The organism is Mesorhizobium calcicola (genome assembly GCF_042682105.1).
In the GTDB taxonomy this organism is placed as follows: domain Bacteria; phylum Pseudomonadota; class Alphaproteobacteria; order Rhizobiales; family Rhizobiaceae; genus Mesorhizobium; species Mesorhizobium calcicola.
The window spans coordinates 76,406-93,493 of sequence record NZ_JBHUGY010000032.1 but is presented as its reverse complement, the minus strand read 5'-3'; the positions used below and the strand labels follow the sequence as shown (position 1 = coordinate 93,493).

Below are 17,088 nucleotides of genomic sequence, written 5' to 3'. Positions count from 1 at the left end.
TCAAGCGAATTCGTGTGACAAGGCAGGCCACGCCGCCTACATCCGCCATTCCCGAGGAGTGGTCGATGGCGACGGACGTAATTTCAGAAAGCAGTGTGAAAAGCGATTTCTGGCAAGGCGTGCGGCTCTCGATGCCGGTCGTGGTGGCGTCGGCGCCGTTCGCGGTGCTGTTCGGCGCGCTCGCCGTCGACAATGGCTTCTCGGTGTTCGAAGCCTTCCTGATGAGTGCGCTGGTCTATGGCGGCGCTAGCCAGATGGTCGGCATCCAGCTGTTCGGCCAGCATGTCGCGCCGTGGCTGATCGTGCTGTCGATCTTCGCCGTCAACTTCCGCCATGTGCTCTATTCCGCCGGCATCGGCCGGCGCATCGAGCACTGGCCTCTCGTCCAGCAGGCGCTCGGCTATTTCATCCTCACCGATCCGCAGTTCGCCGTGGCCGAGGCGAGGGCGCAATCCGGCCAGACGGTCGGCTTCACCTGGTATCTGGGACTTGGCCTGCCGGTCTACGTGTTCTGGGTGATCGAAAGCGCGCTTGGCGCGGTGTTCGGCAAGCTGATCCCTGACACGCATGCGCTGGGCATCGATTTCCTTTTGCCGATCTACTTCCTCGGCCTCGTGATGGGTTTCCGCAAACGGCCGCTGTGGCTGCCGGTGGTCATTGCCAGCGCCGCCGCCTCGATCATCGCCTACAAGACCGTCGGCTCGCCCTGGCACGTCTCGATCGGTGCGATTGCCGGCGTGCTGCTCGCCGTCATCCTGCCTCCCCACCACAGCGGCGTGAAGGCACGGCCATGAGCACGACATTTTGGATCATCATCGCCGGCGCGGTCGCGACCTATCTCACGCGCATCGGCGGGCATCTGGTCATCTCCCGTTTCGACAACATTCATCCACGCGTCGAGGCCGGCCTCAACGCCGTGCCGGCCGCGGTGCTGACGACGCTGGTGGCGCCCGAACTGCTGAATGCCGGACCGGCGGAATGGGCAGCGCTGGTCGTCACATCAGTGGTTTCGCTGCGTGGCGGGCTGATGGCGATGTTTTTGGCGGGCGCGGCGGCGCTGATACTGGCGCGGCAGTTCGTCGGGTAAGACGTGTCGACATTCCAGTGATGCGCCTAAAGCGCATCGCGTTCCACCGGATTCAGGCGATAGCGCCAGGCCTTGTTTTATGCGTTCTCGCAAAACCGAGGTTGATTTTGGGCGACATGCGTCAGGAGGGTTCCCAAGCTTCTGAGAAATCAGGAGTTTTGTGCTGTCTCCTGTTGAACACGCTCGCAGCCTGGGACGTCTTCAAGCCGATAATAGACCGGAATGCCCCGCTCACGCGCAAGGCGAACGTCGTTGTCCGCTCCCTTGGATTCGCCCGGAAGGCGAAGTACGGCGTCGCATCTCTCCAGAAGGCGACTTGCCGCAGGATAGAAAATTTGATCGTAGAGGGCGTCTCCGAGATGTTGTCCGCCGGCGGCGTGCCACACTGGCAAAGCCACCCACTCGCCGATCATCGGCAGGTGTCCAGCCTTGAAAAGGGGGCATGACGCTTCTTCAAGAAGCCGAAGGTTGGCTGCCATCTTGTCGGGGTTATCTCCCGTACCCGATCGATAGGGGCCTGCAATCAGGATCATCATGTCACTGCCTCGTCGTGCTTGGTTTTTCTTGCTTTAGCCAGAAAATCATGCAATTTCGTGCAGAGTCAAGATATTTCATGCAGAGAGGGCAATCTCTTGCTTACCAAGGAGCGGCAGGCGCACATTCTGAAAGTGCTGCGGCGCGATCACCGTGTTGTCGCCAAGGTTGTCAGCCAGGAACTCGGTCTTTCGGAAGACACGATCCGGCGTGATCTACGCGAACTTGCCAGCGAAGGGTTGTTGCAACGGGTCCATGGCGGAGCGCTGCCAGCTTCTCCCGCCATGACGGACTTCGCAGGTCGGGCGCAAGTGTCCCCACAGGGGAAGATCTCGATCGCAGGTGCAGCTGCCGGTCTGATCCGCTCGGGTCAGGTCGTGTTTCTCGACGGCGGAACGACGGCGGTCCAACTTGCCCGGAATTTGCCCCCTGGGCTGGAAGCGACAGTGGTCACCCACAGTCCGAGCGTCGCGGTCGAACTGGTCGAACACCGTGGCGTCGAAGTCGAACTGATTGGCGGCCGACTATTCAAACATTCGGTTGTTGCCGTGGGTGCGGTGGCGATGGAAGCGATCGCCCGGGTGCGCGCGGACATCTATTTCATGGGAGTGACAGGCATTCACCCACAACTAGGCCTCACCACCGGCAATGCCGAGGAGGCTGCGATCAAGCGTGCCTTGAGCCAACAGGCGGCGGAGACGGTGGTGCTGGCTTCGCGTGAAAAGCTGGGAGCCGCTTCGCCGTTTCAAATAGCCCGTCTGGAGGAGGTTGACTCTATGGTCGTCGAGGCTGGGCTGCCCGAGGAATTGATTGATCCCTATCGCCGTCTAGGGGTGACAGTAATCGTCGCTTGACGAGTTCGCGCGCGAAGCGTCGGTACGAGAATTAGAGCTTCTGATCGTGCGGCAGCGGCGCGGTCGCTTTCTCCAGCCAGGCCAGTGTTTCGCCGTCGAGCATTGGCCCGATCTCGGCCAGCACGCGGGCATGGTACGCGTCGAGCCAATGCAGCTCGTCGCGCGTCAGCAGATCGGTGCGCACCAGGCGGATGTCGATCGGCGCCAGCGTCAGCGTCTCGAAGCCGTGCATGGCGATGTCGCCGCCCTCGACCTCTTCCGCCGGCGTCACCAGGATGAGGTTCTCGATGCGGATGCCGTAGGAGCCTTCCTTGTAATAGCCGGGCTCGTTGGACAGCATCATGCCTTCGAGCAGCTTTTCGGTGCCGGTGCGGGCGATGCGCTGGGGTCCTTCATGCACGGCCAGGTAGGAGCCGACGCCATGGCCGGTGCCGTGGGCGAAGTCGCAGCCATGCTTCCACAGCGCCATGCGCGCGACGGCGTCGATTTCCGAGCCGCGCGTGCCGGCGGGGAAACGCAGCGTGGAAATGCCGATCATGCCCTTCAGCACCAGCGTGAAGCGCTCGCGCAGCTCCTCGGTCGGCTGGCCGATCGGCACGGTGCGGGTGATGTCGGTGGTGCCGTCCTGATACTGGCCGCCGGAATCGAGCAGGAACAGTTCGCCGGCCTGCAGCTTGCGGCTGGTGGCGCGCGAGACGCGGTAGTGCATGATGGCGCCGTTCGGGCCGGCGCCGGAAATGGTGTCGAAGGAGATGTCGCGCAGCGGCATCTGGGTTTCTTCGCCGGTCTGCCGGCGCGTCTCCTCCAGCCTGGTGACGACGGCGATCTCGTCAAGCGAGCCGGGTCTCTGGCGCTCGAGCCAGCACAAGAGCTTCGCCACAGCGGCGCCATCGCGGCGGTGCGCGGCTCGCGAACCGTTGATCTCGGCCTGGTTCTTGGTGGCGCGCGGAATGCGGGCGGGATCGGGCGCGGCGATCACGGTGCCGCCATTGTCCTCGACCAGCATGCGCAGCCTGTCGGCCGCCAGCACCGGGTCGAGCGCGATTTTCCCGCCGCCCTTGGCGAGGGCCACGACCGCCGCTTCGAATTCGCCGGGCTCATGCGGCTCGGCGAGCTGGGTGAGATAGGCCGCGACCTGGCGCGAGAATTTGCGCCGGTCCATGAACAGCTGGTGCGAGCCGTCGGCAGCCAGGATGGCGAAGCCGAGCGCCAGCGGCGTGTGCGGCACGTCGCCGCCACGGATGTTGAAAGCCCAGGCGATGGAGGAGGGGTCGGTCAGCACCGCATGGGTGGCGCCGTCCTTGGCGATCGCTGTTGCCAGCCGCGCCAGCTTGTCCTTGGCGAGCTCGCCGGCAAAGCCGATCGGGTGGAGCTCGACCTGGGCCGCCGGGGCCTCGGGCTGATCCTTCCAGATGATGTCGATCGGGTTCTTGTCGAGCGGCACCAGCACCGCGCCGGTCTTGTCGGCGGAGGCCTGCAGCGCCTTGACCTCGCCGATCGTGTGCAGCCACGGATCAAAGCCGAGCCGCGCGCCCTTGCCGATCGCGTCCTTCAGCCAGACGGCCGGCGGGTTGTCGACCAGGCTTTCGATCGAAAAGATGTCGAGATCGACTTCGTGGCGCACCTGCAGCGTGTAGCGCCCGTCGACAAAGACGAAAGCACGGTCGCGCAGAACGATGGCAACGCCGGCCGAGCCGCTGAAGCCGGTCAGCCATTTCAGCCGCGCCGAGCGATCGGCGACATACTCGCCCTGGTGTTCGTCGGCCCGCGGCACGATGAAACCGTCCAGCCCGTTGGCCGCCAGCCACTGGCGCAGCAGCGCCACGCGCGGCTTGCCGACTGCCGGGTCGCCCGCGGAATCGAAGGTCTGGAACATTGTGGCCTCCCTGAATTTCGGCGCTGGTGTAGCGCATGGGCCTGAAAATCGGAAATCGATTTCCAGCTGGCGCAACCTGCTACAGCGCTGCCTGACTGACAACCGGCTGGGCTTGGTCCAAGCTGGGCCGTTGCCTGGCTCAATGCTTGAGGTGGATCGTCACCCAGCCCTCGCGGTGCAAGGTGCGCACGTGGCGGAAATTCTGGCCGACATAGGCCGAGACGACGGCGTCGCGCTGGCGCTCGAGAATGCCTGACAGCACGATCGAGCCGCCAAGCGCGATGTGCTGCGCCATTTGCGGCGCAAGACGCATCAGCGGCCGCGCCAGTATGTTTGCGACGATGAGATCGAAAGGCGCGCGCTTGCCAAAGATCGGGTGGTGAAAGCCCGGCGCCGTCACCGTCTCCACCAGCGCCTTGACGTGATTGAGCCGTGCATTGGCGGCAGCCACTTTCACCGCCACCGGGTCGATGTCGGTGGCCAGCACCGGAATGTGCGCCAGCTTGGCGACGGCGATGGCCAGCACCGCGCTGCCGGTGCCGAGGTCGAGCGCATTGCGCGGCTTTTCGCGGCGCATGACCTTTTCCAGCATTTCAAGGCAGCCGGCGGTCGTGCCGTGGTGGCCGGTGCCGAAGGCTAGGCCCGCCTCGATTTCGATGGCGAGTTCGCCGCTGTGGCGCTTCCTGCGGTCATGCGCGCCGTGGACGAAGAAACGGCCGGCGCGCACCGGCTTCAAGCCTTCCAGCGAGCGCGCCACCCAGTCGATATCGGGCAGGGATTCGCGCTCGATCGGCTTCGGTATGGAAAGGCCGGCGAGAATGTCCTTGACCCGCGCCTCGACCGCATCGACGTCGCCATCGGCATAGAGCGACACTTCGTAGATGTCGCGATCCTCATCGACCTCCAGCACGGCGATCGGCAGGCCTTCATCCTCGAAGGCCGCCTCGAACGCCGCGAAAATGCTGACGGATTCAAGCTTTCCGGTAATGAAATGAAGCCGCGTCTGGGTCATGGATTCTATTCTTGTTTGAGCATGATCTTGTCCGAAAACCGGTTCCCACTTTTCGGGATCATGCGTCAGCCCGCAGCCAAGCGCTTCAACTTGGCGATGGCGGTGTCAGCGCTTTCGCCATAGGCGATGGTCCCGGCAAAGTCGCCCTTGGCGTTGAGCAGCAGCACCGAGGCGGTATGGTCCATCGTGTAGTCGCCGTCGCCGGTGTCGACCTTCTTCCAGTAGATGCCGAACGACTTGGCCATGGCATGGACCTTGTCCGGGTCGCCGGTGATGCCGGTGATGCGGTCGGAGAAATTGCTGACATAGCTGTTCATGACATCGGGAGTGTCGCGCTCCGGATCGACCGAGACAAAATACGCGTGCAGGTTCTTGCCGTCGTTGCCGAGCGTCTTCAGCCAGCCGGCCAGTTCGAACAGCGTGGTCGGGCAGACCTCGGGGCAATGGGTGAAGCCGAAGAAGACGACGCTAGGCTGGCCCCTGAAGGCGGCCTCGGTGATCGGCGCGCCTTTCTGGTCGACCAGCGCAAAGGCGGCGCCGAAAGGCTCGCCGCCATAGTGGCCGCGGTACCAGTCGAAGGTCAGCCAGCCGATGCCGGCCGCCATCAGGACGAGAATGCCGACCAGAATAGAACGCATCATCCGTAAGGTCCGTCCGCAGAATCATCAGGGTGCCGGCCCCATGCCGCGCAGCACGACAGTCTTAGCGGTTCGACCCCGCCCAGGCAAAGTGCCGCGTTGCCGCAACCGCATATGGGGTCGACGGACCTGCTTGCAAAGCCGGGCTGTCCGCCCCACCTGTGACCGGCAACTCGAACCGCAGGAGGCTCCCTTGCAGGGACTGATTGGGCGAAAACTGATCGGCGGCGCGCTGGCCGCGTGCGTTGTCCTTGGCGCCGGTGCGGCCGTTGCCGATGAAGTCGGCAAGGTCGGCGTCGACTGGCTCGGCAACGACATCATCGTCGAGGCGATCAAGGATCCGAAGGTGGGGGGTGTGACCTGCCACGTCTCCTATTTCGATCGCGGCATCATCGATCGCCTGCACAAGGGCAACTGGTTCGAGGATCCTTCCGATTCCTCGATCTCCTGCCGCCAGACCGGCCCGATCACCATCGGCGACATCGATATGAGCGAGGGCGGCGAGGAGGTGTTCAAGCAAGGCATCAGCCTGATCTGGAAGAAGCAGGTGGTGAACCGCATCTACGACAAGGCCAACGAGACGCTGATCTACCTGTCGCATTCGCGCCAGGTGCAGAACGGCTCGGCCAAGATGTCGATCAGCACCGTACCGCTCTACGGCCAGAACGTGGTGTGGACCAACGGCAAGCCGAAATAGGCGGGGTCCTTCGCAATTGGTATGATGGACAATTGCTCCCGTCTTGCGGGAGCAATTGCTCTAACGTAAAGCCGCCCGCATGGACCGTTCCGAAAATCTCGTCCTGAAGGATTCCGAGCCGCGCATCCATCCGACCGCGGAACTGAAGGCCTGCAAGCTCGGCCGCTATGCCTCGATCGGCGAGCGGGTGGTGCTGCGCGAGGTGAGCGTCGGCGACTTCTCCTATTTCGAGCGCCATGCCGAAGCGATCTACACGACGATCGGCAAATTCTGTTCGATCGCCGCCAACAGCCGTATCAACGCGCTGGAGCATCCCATCGAGCGGCTGACCCAGCACAAGGTCAGCTACCGGCCGAACGAGTATTTTCGCTGGCTGGGCGTCGACGCAGGATTCCGCAGGCGGCGGCAGGCGAAAGCCGTGACCATCGGCCATGATGTCTGGATCGGCCACGGCGCGGTGATCATGCCTGGGGTCACCATCGGCAATGGCGCCGTCATCGGTGCCAATGCGGTGGTGACGCATGACGTACCACCTTACGCCATCGTCGCCGGAGTGCCGGCCAGATCGCTCAGGCCACGCTTCCCGGCCGCTGTCGCGGCGCGGATCGAAGCTCTCGCCTGGTGGGACTGGCCGGTCGAAAAACTCGCCAGGGCGGTTCCCGACATGCAGGCATTGCCGATCGAGGCTTTCCTCGACCGCTGGGAAAACGACGCCATCCGACCGGACTGAAACCCCTTCCGCCATGCGGGGGTGGCGAAGCGGAAGGGGCAGGAGGTAAACCGCTGTAAAGCGGAAGGAACAGGCTCTCTTGCCTGCACGGTTACTGTGACATTGAAGCCATAAGGTGTGTTTTCCGCCTTGTTCTCTTTATGCGTGTATCGAATTGCGCCTGACGTATTTGTTCGCGCCTGGAACTTGAAACGGTCGCCGGTTGTTTCTCATCGCGCCGCAGCGTTCAGGGATTTCGATAAATGGAAAAGCTTTTCACCAAGATCGCCAACTGGGTCTCCCATGTAACCGGCGTGCCGCTGACATTTGCCGTCTGCAGCCTGATCGTCGTGGTCTGGGCAGTCAGCGGGCCGTTCTTCGGCTTTTCGGACACCTGGCAGTTGGTGATCAACACCGGGACCACGGTCATCACCTTCCTGATGGTCTTCCTCATCCAGACCACCCAGAACCGCGACGGCGCGGCAATCCAGGCCAAGCTCGACGAATTGATCCGGGTCAGCAAGGGCCACAACCACTTCATCGGCATCGAGCACCTGACCGAATCCGAAGTCGAAGAGATCCGCGACAAGTGCGAGCGTGCGGCAAAGCGGCATGACGAGCAGATCGCCGCCATGGCTGCGAAGAAGGCCGTGGCGCAGAAACGCGGGCCGAAAAAGCACGCCGCCTGAAGGGAGACTCAGCGCTTCATGAACGCCGCGAAAGGCTCCTTGTAGTCCGGATGCCAGCGCGACAGAGCGGGGCGGTTCTCGATGATGTCGCCGATCGCCCAGGCCATGCGCTTTTCATCCAGCGGCCGCGCCGCTTCATTGTCCGGGCACAGGATGTAGAAATCGCCCCTGGTCAGGGATTCCAGCATGAAATCAACGACCTGTTCGCCGGTCCAGGCACCGGCCGGCTTTTCCGTCGCGCCCTCGGTGAGGCCGGTAAAGGTGAAACCGGGGATGAGCAGATGGGCGGCGAGATGGGCACCGGGCTCGTTGCGCAGCGCGTGCGCCAGGCCTTCGGTGTAGGTCTTCACGCCGGCCTTGGACACATTGTAGGCAAGGTTGCCGGGCGGCGTGGTGATGCCTTGCTTGGAGCCGGTGTTGACGATCAGGCCCGGCTTGGCCGAGGCCAGCATGCGCGGCCCGAAAGCCTCGACGCCGTGCACGACACCCCAGAAATTGATGTCCAGCAGATGCTTCCAGGCATCGCGGTTTTCCCAGGGCTTTCCGGGATTGTTGCCGACGCCGGCATTGTTCATCAGCAGCGCCACGTCGCCGAAGGCGCCGAACGCCCTTTCGGCGAGACGGTCCACTTCATCCGCCTTCGAAACGTCGGCGGCGACGGCAAGCACCGCATCGCCGCCGGCAATCGCGGAAACGGCGCGCGAGGCGTCGTCAAGGCGCGGACCGCCGATGTCGGCGAGCACGATCTTCATGCCCATCAATGCAAGCCGCCTGGCGGCAGCAAGACCGATACCGCTGGCGGCGCCGGTGATGACGGCGGTGTTGCCCCGGCCAAGCGCGGGCAGGGCGGTCTGGATTTCGGCGTCGGTGATCATGGGGCGATGGGTCCTTCTTTCGATGGCGCCGAACTTAGCGCTGGAATGGGCTTGCGCAAGCCTCACCGCGCTCAAAGCGCATCGCGTTTGTAGGGATTGGTGCGGCGCGCCTCAGGCTTTGTTTTCACGCATGTCGTCGTCCCAAAACCGCTGCGTCCTTTCGGGCGGCATGCATTGGCCCGGGTTGACCAGCCCGGCCGAGGCTGCGCATGTTGCCGCGAGAAATGGAGATTTCCCGATTGACCGACTGGGTCGCAATTCTGAAGGAACAGACCGCCACCGGCGACCAGATGGGCCGCGAGGTGCCGCAGATGCTGGCCAACCCCGACATCAGCGAAGCGCAGGTGAAGACGCTCTTTTCCGCCCTGGAGAAACAAGCCGAGTTCGTCGAGAAGCTGCGCATGGCGCTGGAGAAATTTGGCCATGATTTCTCGGTGATCAAGGCGGCGGAACGGCTGGAGGAGCGCTATGCCGACCTTGCCGCTTCGGTGGCGGAAAAACTGAAGGCGATGCGCAAATAGAGCAATTCCAGGAAAAGTGTGAAGCAGTTTTCCCGGGAAAAGCGCGTAACGATTTCCCTCAGGGAATTGCGTCAGACAAAAAGCGCTACTTTTCGATCACCCGCGCGAAGCGCGTATCCGGCACGAGCCAGATCATCGCGACCAGCACATAAAGCGCGACGCCGATCCACTGATTGACGAAGGTCAGCAGGACGGCTGCGATGTAGACAGCCAGCGAGAGCTTGCCCTTGCGGTCGTTGCCCAGCGCCTTGGCGAAGGCGGTGTCGTTGCCGTGCAGGCGATGCAGCGCGGCGGCCAGAATATTATAAGCGATCGCGCATAGAGCGAGATCGGCGCCATAGACGGCGACCGGCACCGGCGCGAAATGGTTCTCGCCCATGAAGGCGGTCGTCACCGGCATCAGCGACAGCCAGAACAGAAGATTGAGGTTCGCCCACAGCACGCGGCCGTCGACGCGCTGCACGGTGTGAAACATGTTGTGCAGATTGTTCCAGTAGATGCCGACATTGATGAAGGACAGCACGTAGCTGAAGAAGACCGGCCACAACGGCAACAAGGCGGAAACATCCTCGCCATGCGGCACTTTCAGCTCGAGCACCATGATGGTGATGATGATGGCCACGACGCCGTCGGTAAATGCCTCGACCCTGCCTTTGCCCATGGATTCGCCCTCGCTATCGGCGAAATCTACGCGACGGCGGGACGCGCGGCTACCGGCCAAGTGGCTGGGCGAACCGGAAGTAGTTTGCATATTGCGCAACGGCGGCAGGAAAGCCGCAAGTGGCGCCCGAGAGGATCAAGCCGTTTCAGGCGAACCGCGGAAGACGCCGAGTATCGCTCGACCAGCAGCTGTCAAACGCTGGCCAGGGTGACAGATCTTTCAGCCGTTCGGCGTCTCAGGCGTCATATTCGCGCGCTGCCGCGGCACGCCAAGGCCGGTGTCCGGCGGCTCGCCGGCGGCCGGTCTGTTCTCGATCATGTGCATGGTGCGCCAGCCGCCGAAGCGGTAGTAGGCCGCGGCCAGCACAAGCGAGGTGATCGAGCCGGCCGGAAAGCTCCACCACAGCGCTTCCTCGCCGATCACGCTCCGCATGAAATAGGCAAAGCCGGTGCGCATGACGAGCACCGAAATCACCAGGATGATCAGCGGCGGCATCACCGCGCCGGTGGCGCGCACGGTGGCGAACAGCACGATGGTGATGCCGAACAGGATGAACGACCAGGACGCGATATTGTTGATGTGGGTGGCGATGTCGATCGCGGCGCTGTCGCTGCTCAGGAACAGGCTCAGCACCGAACGGTCGAAAACGGACAACACGGCAACCAGTGCGCCGGTCAGGACCAGGTTGAAGCCGACACCGGAGGCGGCGATGCGGCCGATCCGGTCCCAACGTCCAGCGCCGACATTCTGAGCCGCCATCGAGGAGACCGCCGCACCGATGGCGAGCGCCGGCATCTGGATGTAGGTCCACAGCTGCGCGGCGATGCCGTAGGCGGCGGCGACCTGCGAACCGTAGGAGTTGACGATGCCCATTACCGTCAGCGCCGCCGCCGAAATGACGATCATCTGCAGGCCCATCGGCACGCCCTTGAAGACGACGATGCGCAGCAAAGTGGGGTCGGGCCGCAGCAGCGCGAGGTTGGCACCGGCCAGCCGCAGCGGGTGCTTGCGCACATAGAGCACGATCAGAATCGCGATCACGCTGACCGTCTGGCCGATCAGCGTCGCGGTGGCGGAGCCGGCGATGCCGAGCTCCGGGAATGGCCCGATGCCACGGATAAGCAACGGGTTGAGCACGATGTCGAGGACCACGGCAAGCGCCATGAAGAAAAAGGGCGTGCGTGAATCGCCAGCACCGCGCAGCACCGTCATGACGAAGGACAAAAGATTCATCATCGGCACGGCGACGAAGATGATGCGCAGATAGGAGCGCGCCAGCGGCAGCGCATCGGCCGGGGTGCCGAGCATGTTGAGGATGCCGTCGACCCAGACCCAGCCGCAGACCGCGAACACCACCGAGACGAGGAAGAAGAAGGTGGCGCTGGTGCCGACGATGCGGCGCGCCTCGGGCAAGTCGCGGGCGCCGACCGACTGTGCCACCAGGATGGTGGCCGCCATGCCGATGCCGAACACCGTGCCAAGGATGAGGAACAGCACCAGGTTGGCGTTGGAGGTGGCGGTCAGCGCCGATTCGCCGAGAAAGCGGCCGACCCAGACGGCATTGATCGACCCGTTGAGCGACTGCAGCACGTTGGAGCCGAGCACCGGCAGGGCGAACAGCAGAAGCGTTCGCGGAATCGGGCCGCTGGTCAGGTCGCCGGTGCGCCGGCGCGTGGGCATCTTGTCGTCCATGGCAGGCAACTCGGCGAGGCTTGGGTTCGGTCCGCGATGATTGCCGATTCAACCTGACAGGTCGATGCGGCGTGGGAAAAAGTCGGCCTAAGGCCTTCCAGCGTGCCTGATCTAATCATGTTCTCAAACCTACCGGAATGGGATATTGATCCTGGATGCGTGGGGCCGCATTCCTTACTTATGGATAAGCCGGGGGGTTCATGTCCGATATTCCGCTGTTTTCTGAGCGCCTGAGCCGGCGCGCGTTTCTCGGTGCGTCCGCTTTGGGCGCGGCCTCCGTGGCTCTTTCGGCGTGCACCACCGCGGACGTGGCGCCGCCAGTGGCCGCGCCGCCGAGCGATCCGGCTTTCGGCGATGTCGCATCGATGTATGCGGCGCGCGTCGACGAGGGTTATCAGTTGCCGGCAATCCCGGTGGCCAAGATCGATCCGAAGTTCGTGCGCCAGATCGTGCCCGATCCGACCGGAGAAAAGCCCGGCACGATCGTCGTCGATACTTCCGAGCATTTCCTCTATCTGGTGCGCGACGGCGGCGAGGCTATCCGCTATGGCGTCAGCCTCGGCAAGGCCGGTTTCGGATGGACCGGCAGCGCCGTGGTTCAGGCGAGGAAGAAGTGGCCGGTCTGGACGCCGCCGCCGGAAATGATCCAGCGCCGACCGGAACTGGCGAAATACAAGGACGGCATGCCGCCTGGCCCGCAGAGCCCGCTAGGCGCCCGCGCGCTGTATCTTTTCCGCGACGGCAAGGACACGATGTACCGGCTGCACGGCACGCCGGAGTGGGATTCCATTGGCAAGAACGCTTCGTCCGGCTGTGTGCGCTTCATGAACCAGGACATCATCGACCTCTACAGCCGCGTCAACGGCGTCGCGCCGGTCTTCGTGCGCGCGAACCTGTCGCCCGCCGCGAAGATCACCGCCGTGTCGAACAGGACCGCGGAGCCGATCGACGCAGGCGTGCCAAGGGACGCGGAGATTTTGAAGTAGGTGCTCGGCGGACGCGCTTGGCGCGTCCGCCTGCATGGTGTCGCTACTTCTTGGCGAGGCCGGGAAGCGTGACCTGATAGACCAGGACCATGGTGTCGACATTGGCGCCGTCGTCGGCCTTGTAGGGTGCGCCGACCTGGAAGCCGTCCTGGGTGAGGAAGTCGTTGTCGTTGGCGACGAACAGGAAATAGTCGTCGGGCAGCTTCGGATCGAGCACGCTGGCGAGCGACATCGCTTCCCACTTTTCCGAGAGGTTGTTGGTGTCGTTCGGCGCGCCATTGTGCAGGCCGAAGCGGCCGAGCTCGGCATTGTCGTTGAGGTCGATGAACGGCGTCAGCTTGGCCGGCGTCACCGATGGGTCGAGCAAGCCCTTGGGCGCCACCGGCTTGTCGGCGGCGTCAAAGGCGCCACCGGCGATGTCGGTCGCGGCGGAAAGATCGACGATGTTGATCCGGCGAAGCAGCGAGGTGTCGCCCTTCACCCCCTGGCCATTGCCGCTGTCGCGGGTCAGCATCAGGAATGTCTGGTCGGACAGGGCCACGATCTCGCTCTGCGCCGCTACCTTGGTCTTGTCCTTGGCATCCTTGAACACGGGCAGCGGCAAGACATATTCGTGCGCCAGCTTGAGATGGGCGAGGTCGGAAGCGTCATAGACCAGCGCGCGCGTATTCTGGCGCGTCGCGCCGGAATCGCCGCCATCCTGCCGGGGCGCCGACTGCAGCACGGCGATCAGGAACTTGCCGTCCGGCGTCATCGCCATGCCTTCCAGGCCCTGATTGTTCTGACGGCCGGTGTCGGGATCCTTCGGATCGGGCTCGGCAGCACCCGGGCCGGGGTTGTCCGAGGAGAAATTCGGCGCTCCCTTGCGCATCGGCACCAGTGCCGCCGGCGGCTGGGTCGCCGACAGCAGGCGCCCTTCGGCGGAAAACCGATAGATGTTCGGGGCATATTCGTCGGAGATGAACATCGAGCCGTCGGGCAGCCGCACGATCGCCTCGTTGTCCAGGGCGAGCTTGCCGTTGGTGGCCGTGGGCAGCATCGGCATGTCGCCGCTTGCCGCGCGCACATCCGACAGCGGATCGAGACCGGTGGCATCGGCGCCCTTGTCGTCGGTGAGAAGCATTGTGTCGGTGAGCGTTGCCTTGACGCCCGTCTGCTCCTGGCCGGCCGCGGGTGCAGCACCTGGCGCCACCGGGGCAAACTCGATGCCGATGGTGTTGAGGCGTGGCCGGTAGTCGGTGGTGCCGGCGACATTGTAGCCGCGGTCCGGCAGCAGCCAGAGCGAGCCCTTGTAGCCAGCCGCGTCATGCGTCCAGCCAGCGGCGTCGATCGCCATGCCGGAGCCGGAGCCAAACGTCTCGCCGAACTTGTCGCGCTGAGCGGCCGGCATGCGGCCGACGCCAACCAGGCCCTTGTTGACGAGACCGCCGACGGTCGCGGTGCTGTCGGCGAGCGCCGGCGTCAAGGCGGTGAACAATGCCAGCGCGACGCCGAGCGACGCGGTTCGGTACAGGTGTTTCATGGATTATCCCTCTTTGTGACAAAGCTTGCCGGAGCGGCCGATAGGCGAAAAGCTGAAAGAGGTGCGGCATCGATGATGCCGCGCGCGCCTCCCCGAAAAGCGGTCTACGGCGTGAACATGATGCTTGCGTGACAGTGCGAGATGCACGCCGCCGGCTTCTTCACACGCCGATAAAGGCGTGTGGTCGCACGAGAGAATTGATCACTCCCTCAGGCTGAGGTCGACAAAGCGCAGTGTGTTTTCATCGCACTAGACACTTATGTCCAGTGCGTATAGAGTGCCGGCTTCGGACTAGTCGTGGAGGGAAGGCCTTGAAGTCGCATTACCGCGCAGTCGTCATCGGGGGTGGCGTGGTCGGGGCCTCGGTGCTCTATCATCTGACGCGTTTCGGCTGGAGCGATGTGGCGCTCATCGAGCGAGCCGAATTGACGGCCGGTTCGACCTGGCACGCGGCCGCCGGGTTCCACGCGCTGAACGCCGATCCCAACGTCGCGGCGCTGCAGGACTACACCATCAAGCTCTATCGCGAGATCGAGGCCGAATCCGGCCAGAACGCGGGTCTGCACATGACGGGCGGCGTCAACATCGCCAGCGATCCCCGGCGCTGGGAGTGGCTGAAATCGGCCTGGGCCGTGTTCCAGTCGGTCGGCATCGAAACGGCTCGCCTGGTGACACCGGAAGAGATCAAGGAGATCTGCCCGATCGTCGATGTCAGCGACGTGCTCGGCGGTCTCTACGATTCCAACGAAGGCCATCTCGACCCTTATGGAGCGACGCATGCCTATGCCGGTGCCGCGAAAAAGCGTGGTGCCGACGTGATCCTGCGCAACCGCGTGGTCGCGTTGAAGGCGCGTGCCGACGGGCACTGGGATGTCATCACCGAGCAAGGCACGATCGTGGCCGAGCATGTCGTCAACGCCGGCGGGCTGTGGGCAAAGCAGCTCGGCCGCATGGCCGGCGTCGAATTGCCGGTGACGCCGATGGAGCATCACTATTTCATCACCGAGGACATTCCGGAGGTTGCCGCCCTCGACAAGGAACTCGGGCTTGCAGTCGATCTCGACGGCTTTTCCTACCTCAGGCAGGAGCGCAAGGGCGTGCTGCTCGGCGTCTACGAGCAGAACCCGAAGCACTGGAACATGGATGGCGCGCCATGGGATTACGGCATCGAGCTGATCCCGGAAGACATCGACCGCATCAGCCCGGAACTGTCCAAGGCCTATGAGCGCTTTCCGTGCCTAAGGACGGCCGGTATCCGCAAATGGGTCAACGGCGCCTTCACCTTCACGCCGGACGGCAATCCGATCGTCGGGCCGGTGCGCGGGCTGAAAAATTACTGGGTTGCCTGTGGCGTCATGGCCGGCTTCAGCCAGGGCGGCGGCGTCGGCAAGTCGCTGGCCGAGTGGATGATTTATGGCGAGCCGCTAGCCGACATCTTCGGCATGGATATTGCTCGCTATGGCGCCTTCGCCGCCAATCGCTGTTATCTCAAGCAGACGACGCGGCAGTTCTATTCGCGCCGCTTCGTCATGACCTTTCCCAACGAGCGGCTGCCCGCCGGACGGCCGCTGAAACGCCCCGGCGCCTATGACGGCATGACGGCGGCGGGATGCGAATGGACAGCGTCCTGGGGTCTGGAAATCCCGGCCTATTTCGCGCCGATGGGATTTCGCGAGAACACGACGCTGCGGCGCTCCAACGCTTTCGACATCGTCGGCGACGAGGCGCTGCAGGTGCGGCGTGCCGCCGGTCTCGTCGATATCTCGGCCTATGCGCGCTATGCGGTCTCGGGGGTTGGGGCCGAAGCATGGCTTGACCAGTTGCTTGCCTGCAGGCTGCCGAAACCGGGACAGGCGAGGCTGGCGCCGATGCTCGGCCATGACGGTCGGCTGAAGGGCGACCTCACGGTCATCAACTGGGGTGGCGGCGACTATTGGCTGATGGGCTCCTACTATCTCAGGGAATTCCACATGCGCTGGTTCGAGAGCCATGCGGCGGAGGGCGTCACTGTCACAGACCTTTCCGACACTATGAGCGGCTTCCTGCTGACCGGGCCGAATGCACGCAAAATCCTGGCGCGCACGACGCATCAGGACGTGTCCGGCATGGCACTGCCGTTCATGGCCTGCGGTGCATTCGACATCGGCATGGTGCAGGCACGAGTTGCCCGCCTCTCCATTGCCGGCGAGCTCGGATTCGAGATCAATTGCCCGGTGACCATGCATGCCGGCTTGCGCGAAACGCTGCTGGCCGCAGGCGAGGACCTTGGCCTTGCCGAGATCGGCTACTATGCGCTCAACGCGCTGCGGCTGGAGAAGAGCTTCGGCATCTGGTCGCGTGAATTCACGCAGGGCTACACACCCGGTCAGACCGGTCTCGACCGCTTCATCGCGTTCGGCAAGGGCGAGTTCGTCGGCCGCGAGGCGGCGCTGAAGGAGCGCGATGCCGGCACCTCGCAACGGATCGTGACGCTGGAGATCGATGCGCTCGATGCCGACGCCAGCGGGTTCGAGCCGGTCTGGCATGCCGGCCGGCGCGTCGGCTTCGTCACTTCAGGCGGCTTTGGCTACACGATCGGCAAGAGCGTCGCGCTGGCGTTGGTGGACGGCGATTTTGCCGAGGAGGGTACGGCGCTTTCGGTGCACATTGTCGGCGGCGAACGGCCGGCTCGCGTCATCGTGGCGTCGCCCTACGATCCCTCGGGCAGGGCGATGCGGCAATGAGGAGGATTTTTC

General features: G+C 63.8%; 17 protein-coding genes. 9 read left to right on the top strand and 8 right to left on the bottom strand.

Features of this window, described 5'->3' with window-relative positions:
- The first annotated feature begins 65 nt into the window (after nucleotides 1-65).
- Entirely contained in the window at nucleotides 66-794 is a 729-nt protein-coding gene (locus tag ACFSQT_RS22135) for an AzlC family ABC transporter permease (protein WP_379022118.1), read from the top strand.
- Nucleotides 791-1,087 carry an AzlD family protein gene (locus ACFSQT_RS22130; RefSeq protein ID WP_379022116.1) on the top strand — a complete coding sequence of 99 codons (297 nt, stop codon included), beginning with the start codon at nucleotides 791-793 and terminating at the stop codon, nucleotides 1,085-1,087. The genes ACFSQT_RS22135 and ACFSQT_RS22130 overlap by 4 nt, the downstream gene beginning before the upstream one ends.
- Before the next feature lie 149 nt (nucleotides 1,088-1,236).
- Here ACFSQT_RS22130 and ACFSQT_RS22125 read toward each other — a convergent pair whose 3' ends face one another.
- Nucleotides 1,237-1,623: a DUF4406 domain-containing protein gene (locus ACFSQT_RS22125; protein WP_379022114.1), complete on the bottom strand. Its 387-nt coding sequence runs from the start codon at nucleotides 1,621-1,623 to the stop codon at nucleotides 1,237-1,239.
- Nucleotides 1,624-1,719: 96 nt separating this feature from the next.
- Between ACFSQT_RS22125 and ACFSQT_RS22120 the strand changes: the two genes are divergently transcribed.
- The gene (locus ACFSQT_RS22120; RefSeq protein ID WP_379022112.1) at nucleotides 1,720-2,475 is read left to right on the top strand and encodes a DeoR/GlpR family DNA-binding transcription regulator; all 756 of its coding nucleotides are present in this window, start codon (nucleotides 1,720-1,722) and stop codon (nucleotides 2,473-2,475) included.
- A 31-nt stretch (nucleotides 2,476-2,506) separates the two neighbouring features.
- Here ACFSQT_RS22120 and ACFSQT_RS22115 read toward each other — a convergent pair whose 3' ends face one another.
- The 3 genes from ACFSQT_RS22115 to ACFSQT_RS22105 all read right to left on the bottom strand — a co-directional run bounded on the left by ACFSQT_RS22115 (nucleotide 2,507) and on the right by ACFSQT_RS22105 (nucleotide 6,004).
- Nucleotides 2,507-4,351 carry an aminopeptidase P family protein gene (locus ACFSQT_RS22115; RefSeq protein WP_379022110.1) on the bottom strand — a complete coding sequence of 615 codons (1,845 nt, stop codon included), beginning with the start codon at nucleotides 4,349-4,351 and terminating at the stop codon, nucleotides 2,507-2,509.
- A 139-nt stretch (nucleotides 4,352-4,490) separates the two neighbouring features.
- The gene (locus ACFSQT_RS22110) at nucleotides 4,491-5,363 is read right to left on the bottom strand and encodes a 50S ribosomal protein L11 methyltransferase (RefSeq protein ID WP_379022108.1); all 873 of its coding nucleotides are present in this window, start codon (nucleotides 5,361-5,363) and stop codon (nucleotides 4,491-4,493) included.
- A gap of 65 nt (nucleotides 5,364-5,428) precedes the next feature.
- The gene (locus ACFSQT_RS22105) at nucleotides 5,429-6,004 is read right to left on the bottom strand and encodes an SCO family protein (RefSeq protein WP_379022106.1); all 576 of its coding nucleotides are present in this window, start codon (nucleotides 6,002-6,004) and stop codon (nucleotides 5,429-5,431) included.
- A gap of 190 nt (nucleotides 6,005-6,194) precedes the next feature.
- Between ACFSQT_RS22105 and ACFSQT_RS22100 the strand changes: the two genes are divergently transcribed.
- The 3 genes from ACFSQT_RS22100 to ACFSQT_RS22090 all read left to right on the top strand — a co-directional run bounded on the left by ACFSQT_RS22100 (nucleotide 6,195) and on the right by ACFSQT_RS22090 (nucleotide 8,096).
- On the top strand, nucleotides 6,195-6,698 hold the full coding sequence (locus tag ACFSQT_RS22100) for a CreA family protein (protein WP_379022104.1): 504 nt from the start codon (nucleotides 6,195-6,197) through the stop codon (nucleotides 6,696-6,698).
- Between the two features lie 79 nt (nucleotides 6,699-6,777).
- Complete coding sequence (locus tag ACFSQT_RS22095) at nucleotides 6,778-7,428, top strand: DapH/DapD/GlmU-related protein (RefSeq protein WP_379022102.1); 651 nt, start codon at nucleotides 6,778-6,780, stop codon at nucleotides 7,426-7,428.
- A 242-nt stretch (nucleotides 7,429-7,670) separates the two neighbouring features.
- Nucleotides 7,671-8,096, top strand: a complete 426-nt coding sequence (locus tag ACFSQT_RS22090; protein ID WP_379022100.1) for a low affinity iron permease family protein — start codon at nucleotides 7,671-7,673, stop codon at nucleotides 8,094-8,096.
- Between the two features lie 8 nt (nucleotides 8,097-8,104).
- Here the strand turns inward: ACFSQT_RS22090 and ACFSQT_RS22085 are convergent, their stop codons facing one another.
- On the bottom strand, nucleotides 8,105-8,971 hold the full coding sequence (locus ACFSQT_RS22085) for an SDR family NAD(P)-dependent oxidoreductase (protein ID WP_379022098.1): 867 nt from the start codon (nucleotides 8,969-8,971) through the stop codon (nucleotides 8,105-8,107).
- A 239-nt stretch (nucleotides 8,972-9,210) separates the two neighbouring features.
- Between ACFSQT_RS22085 and ACFSQT_RS22080 the strand changes: the two genes are divergently transcribed.
- Nucleotides 9,211-9,492 (top strand): hypothetical protein, encoded by a 282-nt coding sequence (locus ACFSQT_RS22080; protein ID WP_379022096.1) that lies wholly within the window; start codon nucleotides 9,211-9,213, stop codon nucleotides 9,490-9,492.
- 85 nt (nucleotides 9,493-9,577) lie between these two features.
- Here the strand turns inward: ACFSQT_RS22080 and ACFSQT_RS22075 are convergent, their stop codons facing one another.
- Nucleotides 9,578-10,153: a TMEM175 family protein gene (locus ACFSQT_RS22075; protein ID WP_032930804.1), complete on the bottom strand. Its 576-nt coding sequence runs from the start codon at nucleotides 10,151-10,153 to the stop codon at nucleotides 9,578-9,580.
- A gap of 219 nt (nucleotides 10,154-10,372) precedes the next feature.
- Nucleotides 10,373-11,845, bottom strand: a complete 1,473-nt coding sequence (locus tag ACFSQT_RS22070; RefSeq protein WP_379022093.1) for an MATE family efflux transporter — start codon at nucleotides 11,843-11,845, stop codon at nucleotides 10,373-10,375.
- A 200-nt stretch (nucleotides 11,846-12,045) separates the two neighbouring features.
- Here ACFSQT_RS22070 and ACFSQT_RS22065 point away from each other — a divergent pair, with 200 nt between their 5' ends.
- Nucleotides 12,046-12,831, top strand: a complete 786-nt coding sequence (locus ACFSQT_RS22065) for a L,D-transpeptidase (RefSeq protein ID WP_379022091.1) — start codon at nucleotides 12,046-12,048, stop codon at nucleotides 12,829-12,831.
- Between the two features lie 43 nt (nucleotides 12,832-12,874).
- On the opposite strand, the gene ACFSQT_RS22060 is transcribed toward ACFSQT_RS22065, so the two are convergent.
- Entirely contained in the window at nucleotides 12,875-14,353 is a 1,479-nt protein-coding gene (locus ACFSQT_RS22060) for an esterase-like activity of phytase family protein (RefSeq protein ID WP_379022089.1), read from the bottom strand.
- A 311-nt stretch (nucleotides 14,354-14,664) separates the two neighbouring features.
- Here ACFSQT_RS22060 and ACFSQT_RS22055 point away from each other — a divergent pair, with 311 nt between their 5' ends.
- A complete protein-coding gene (locus ACFSQT_RS22055) occupies nucleotides 14,665-17,076 on the top strand; it encodes a GcvT family protein (protein ID WP_379022087.1) in 2,412 nt (803 codons plus the stop codon).
- Nucleotides 17,077-17,088 lie beyond the last annotated feature (12 nt).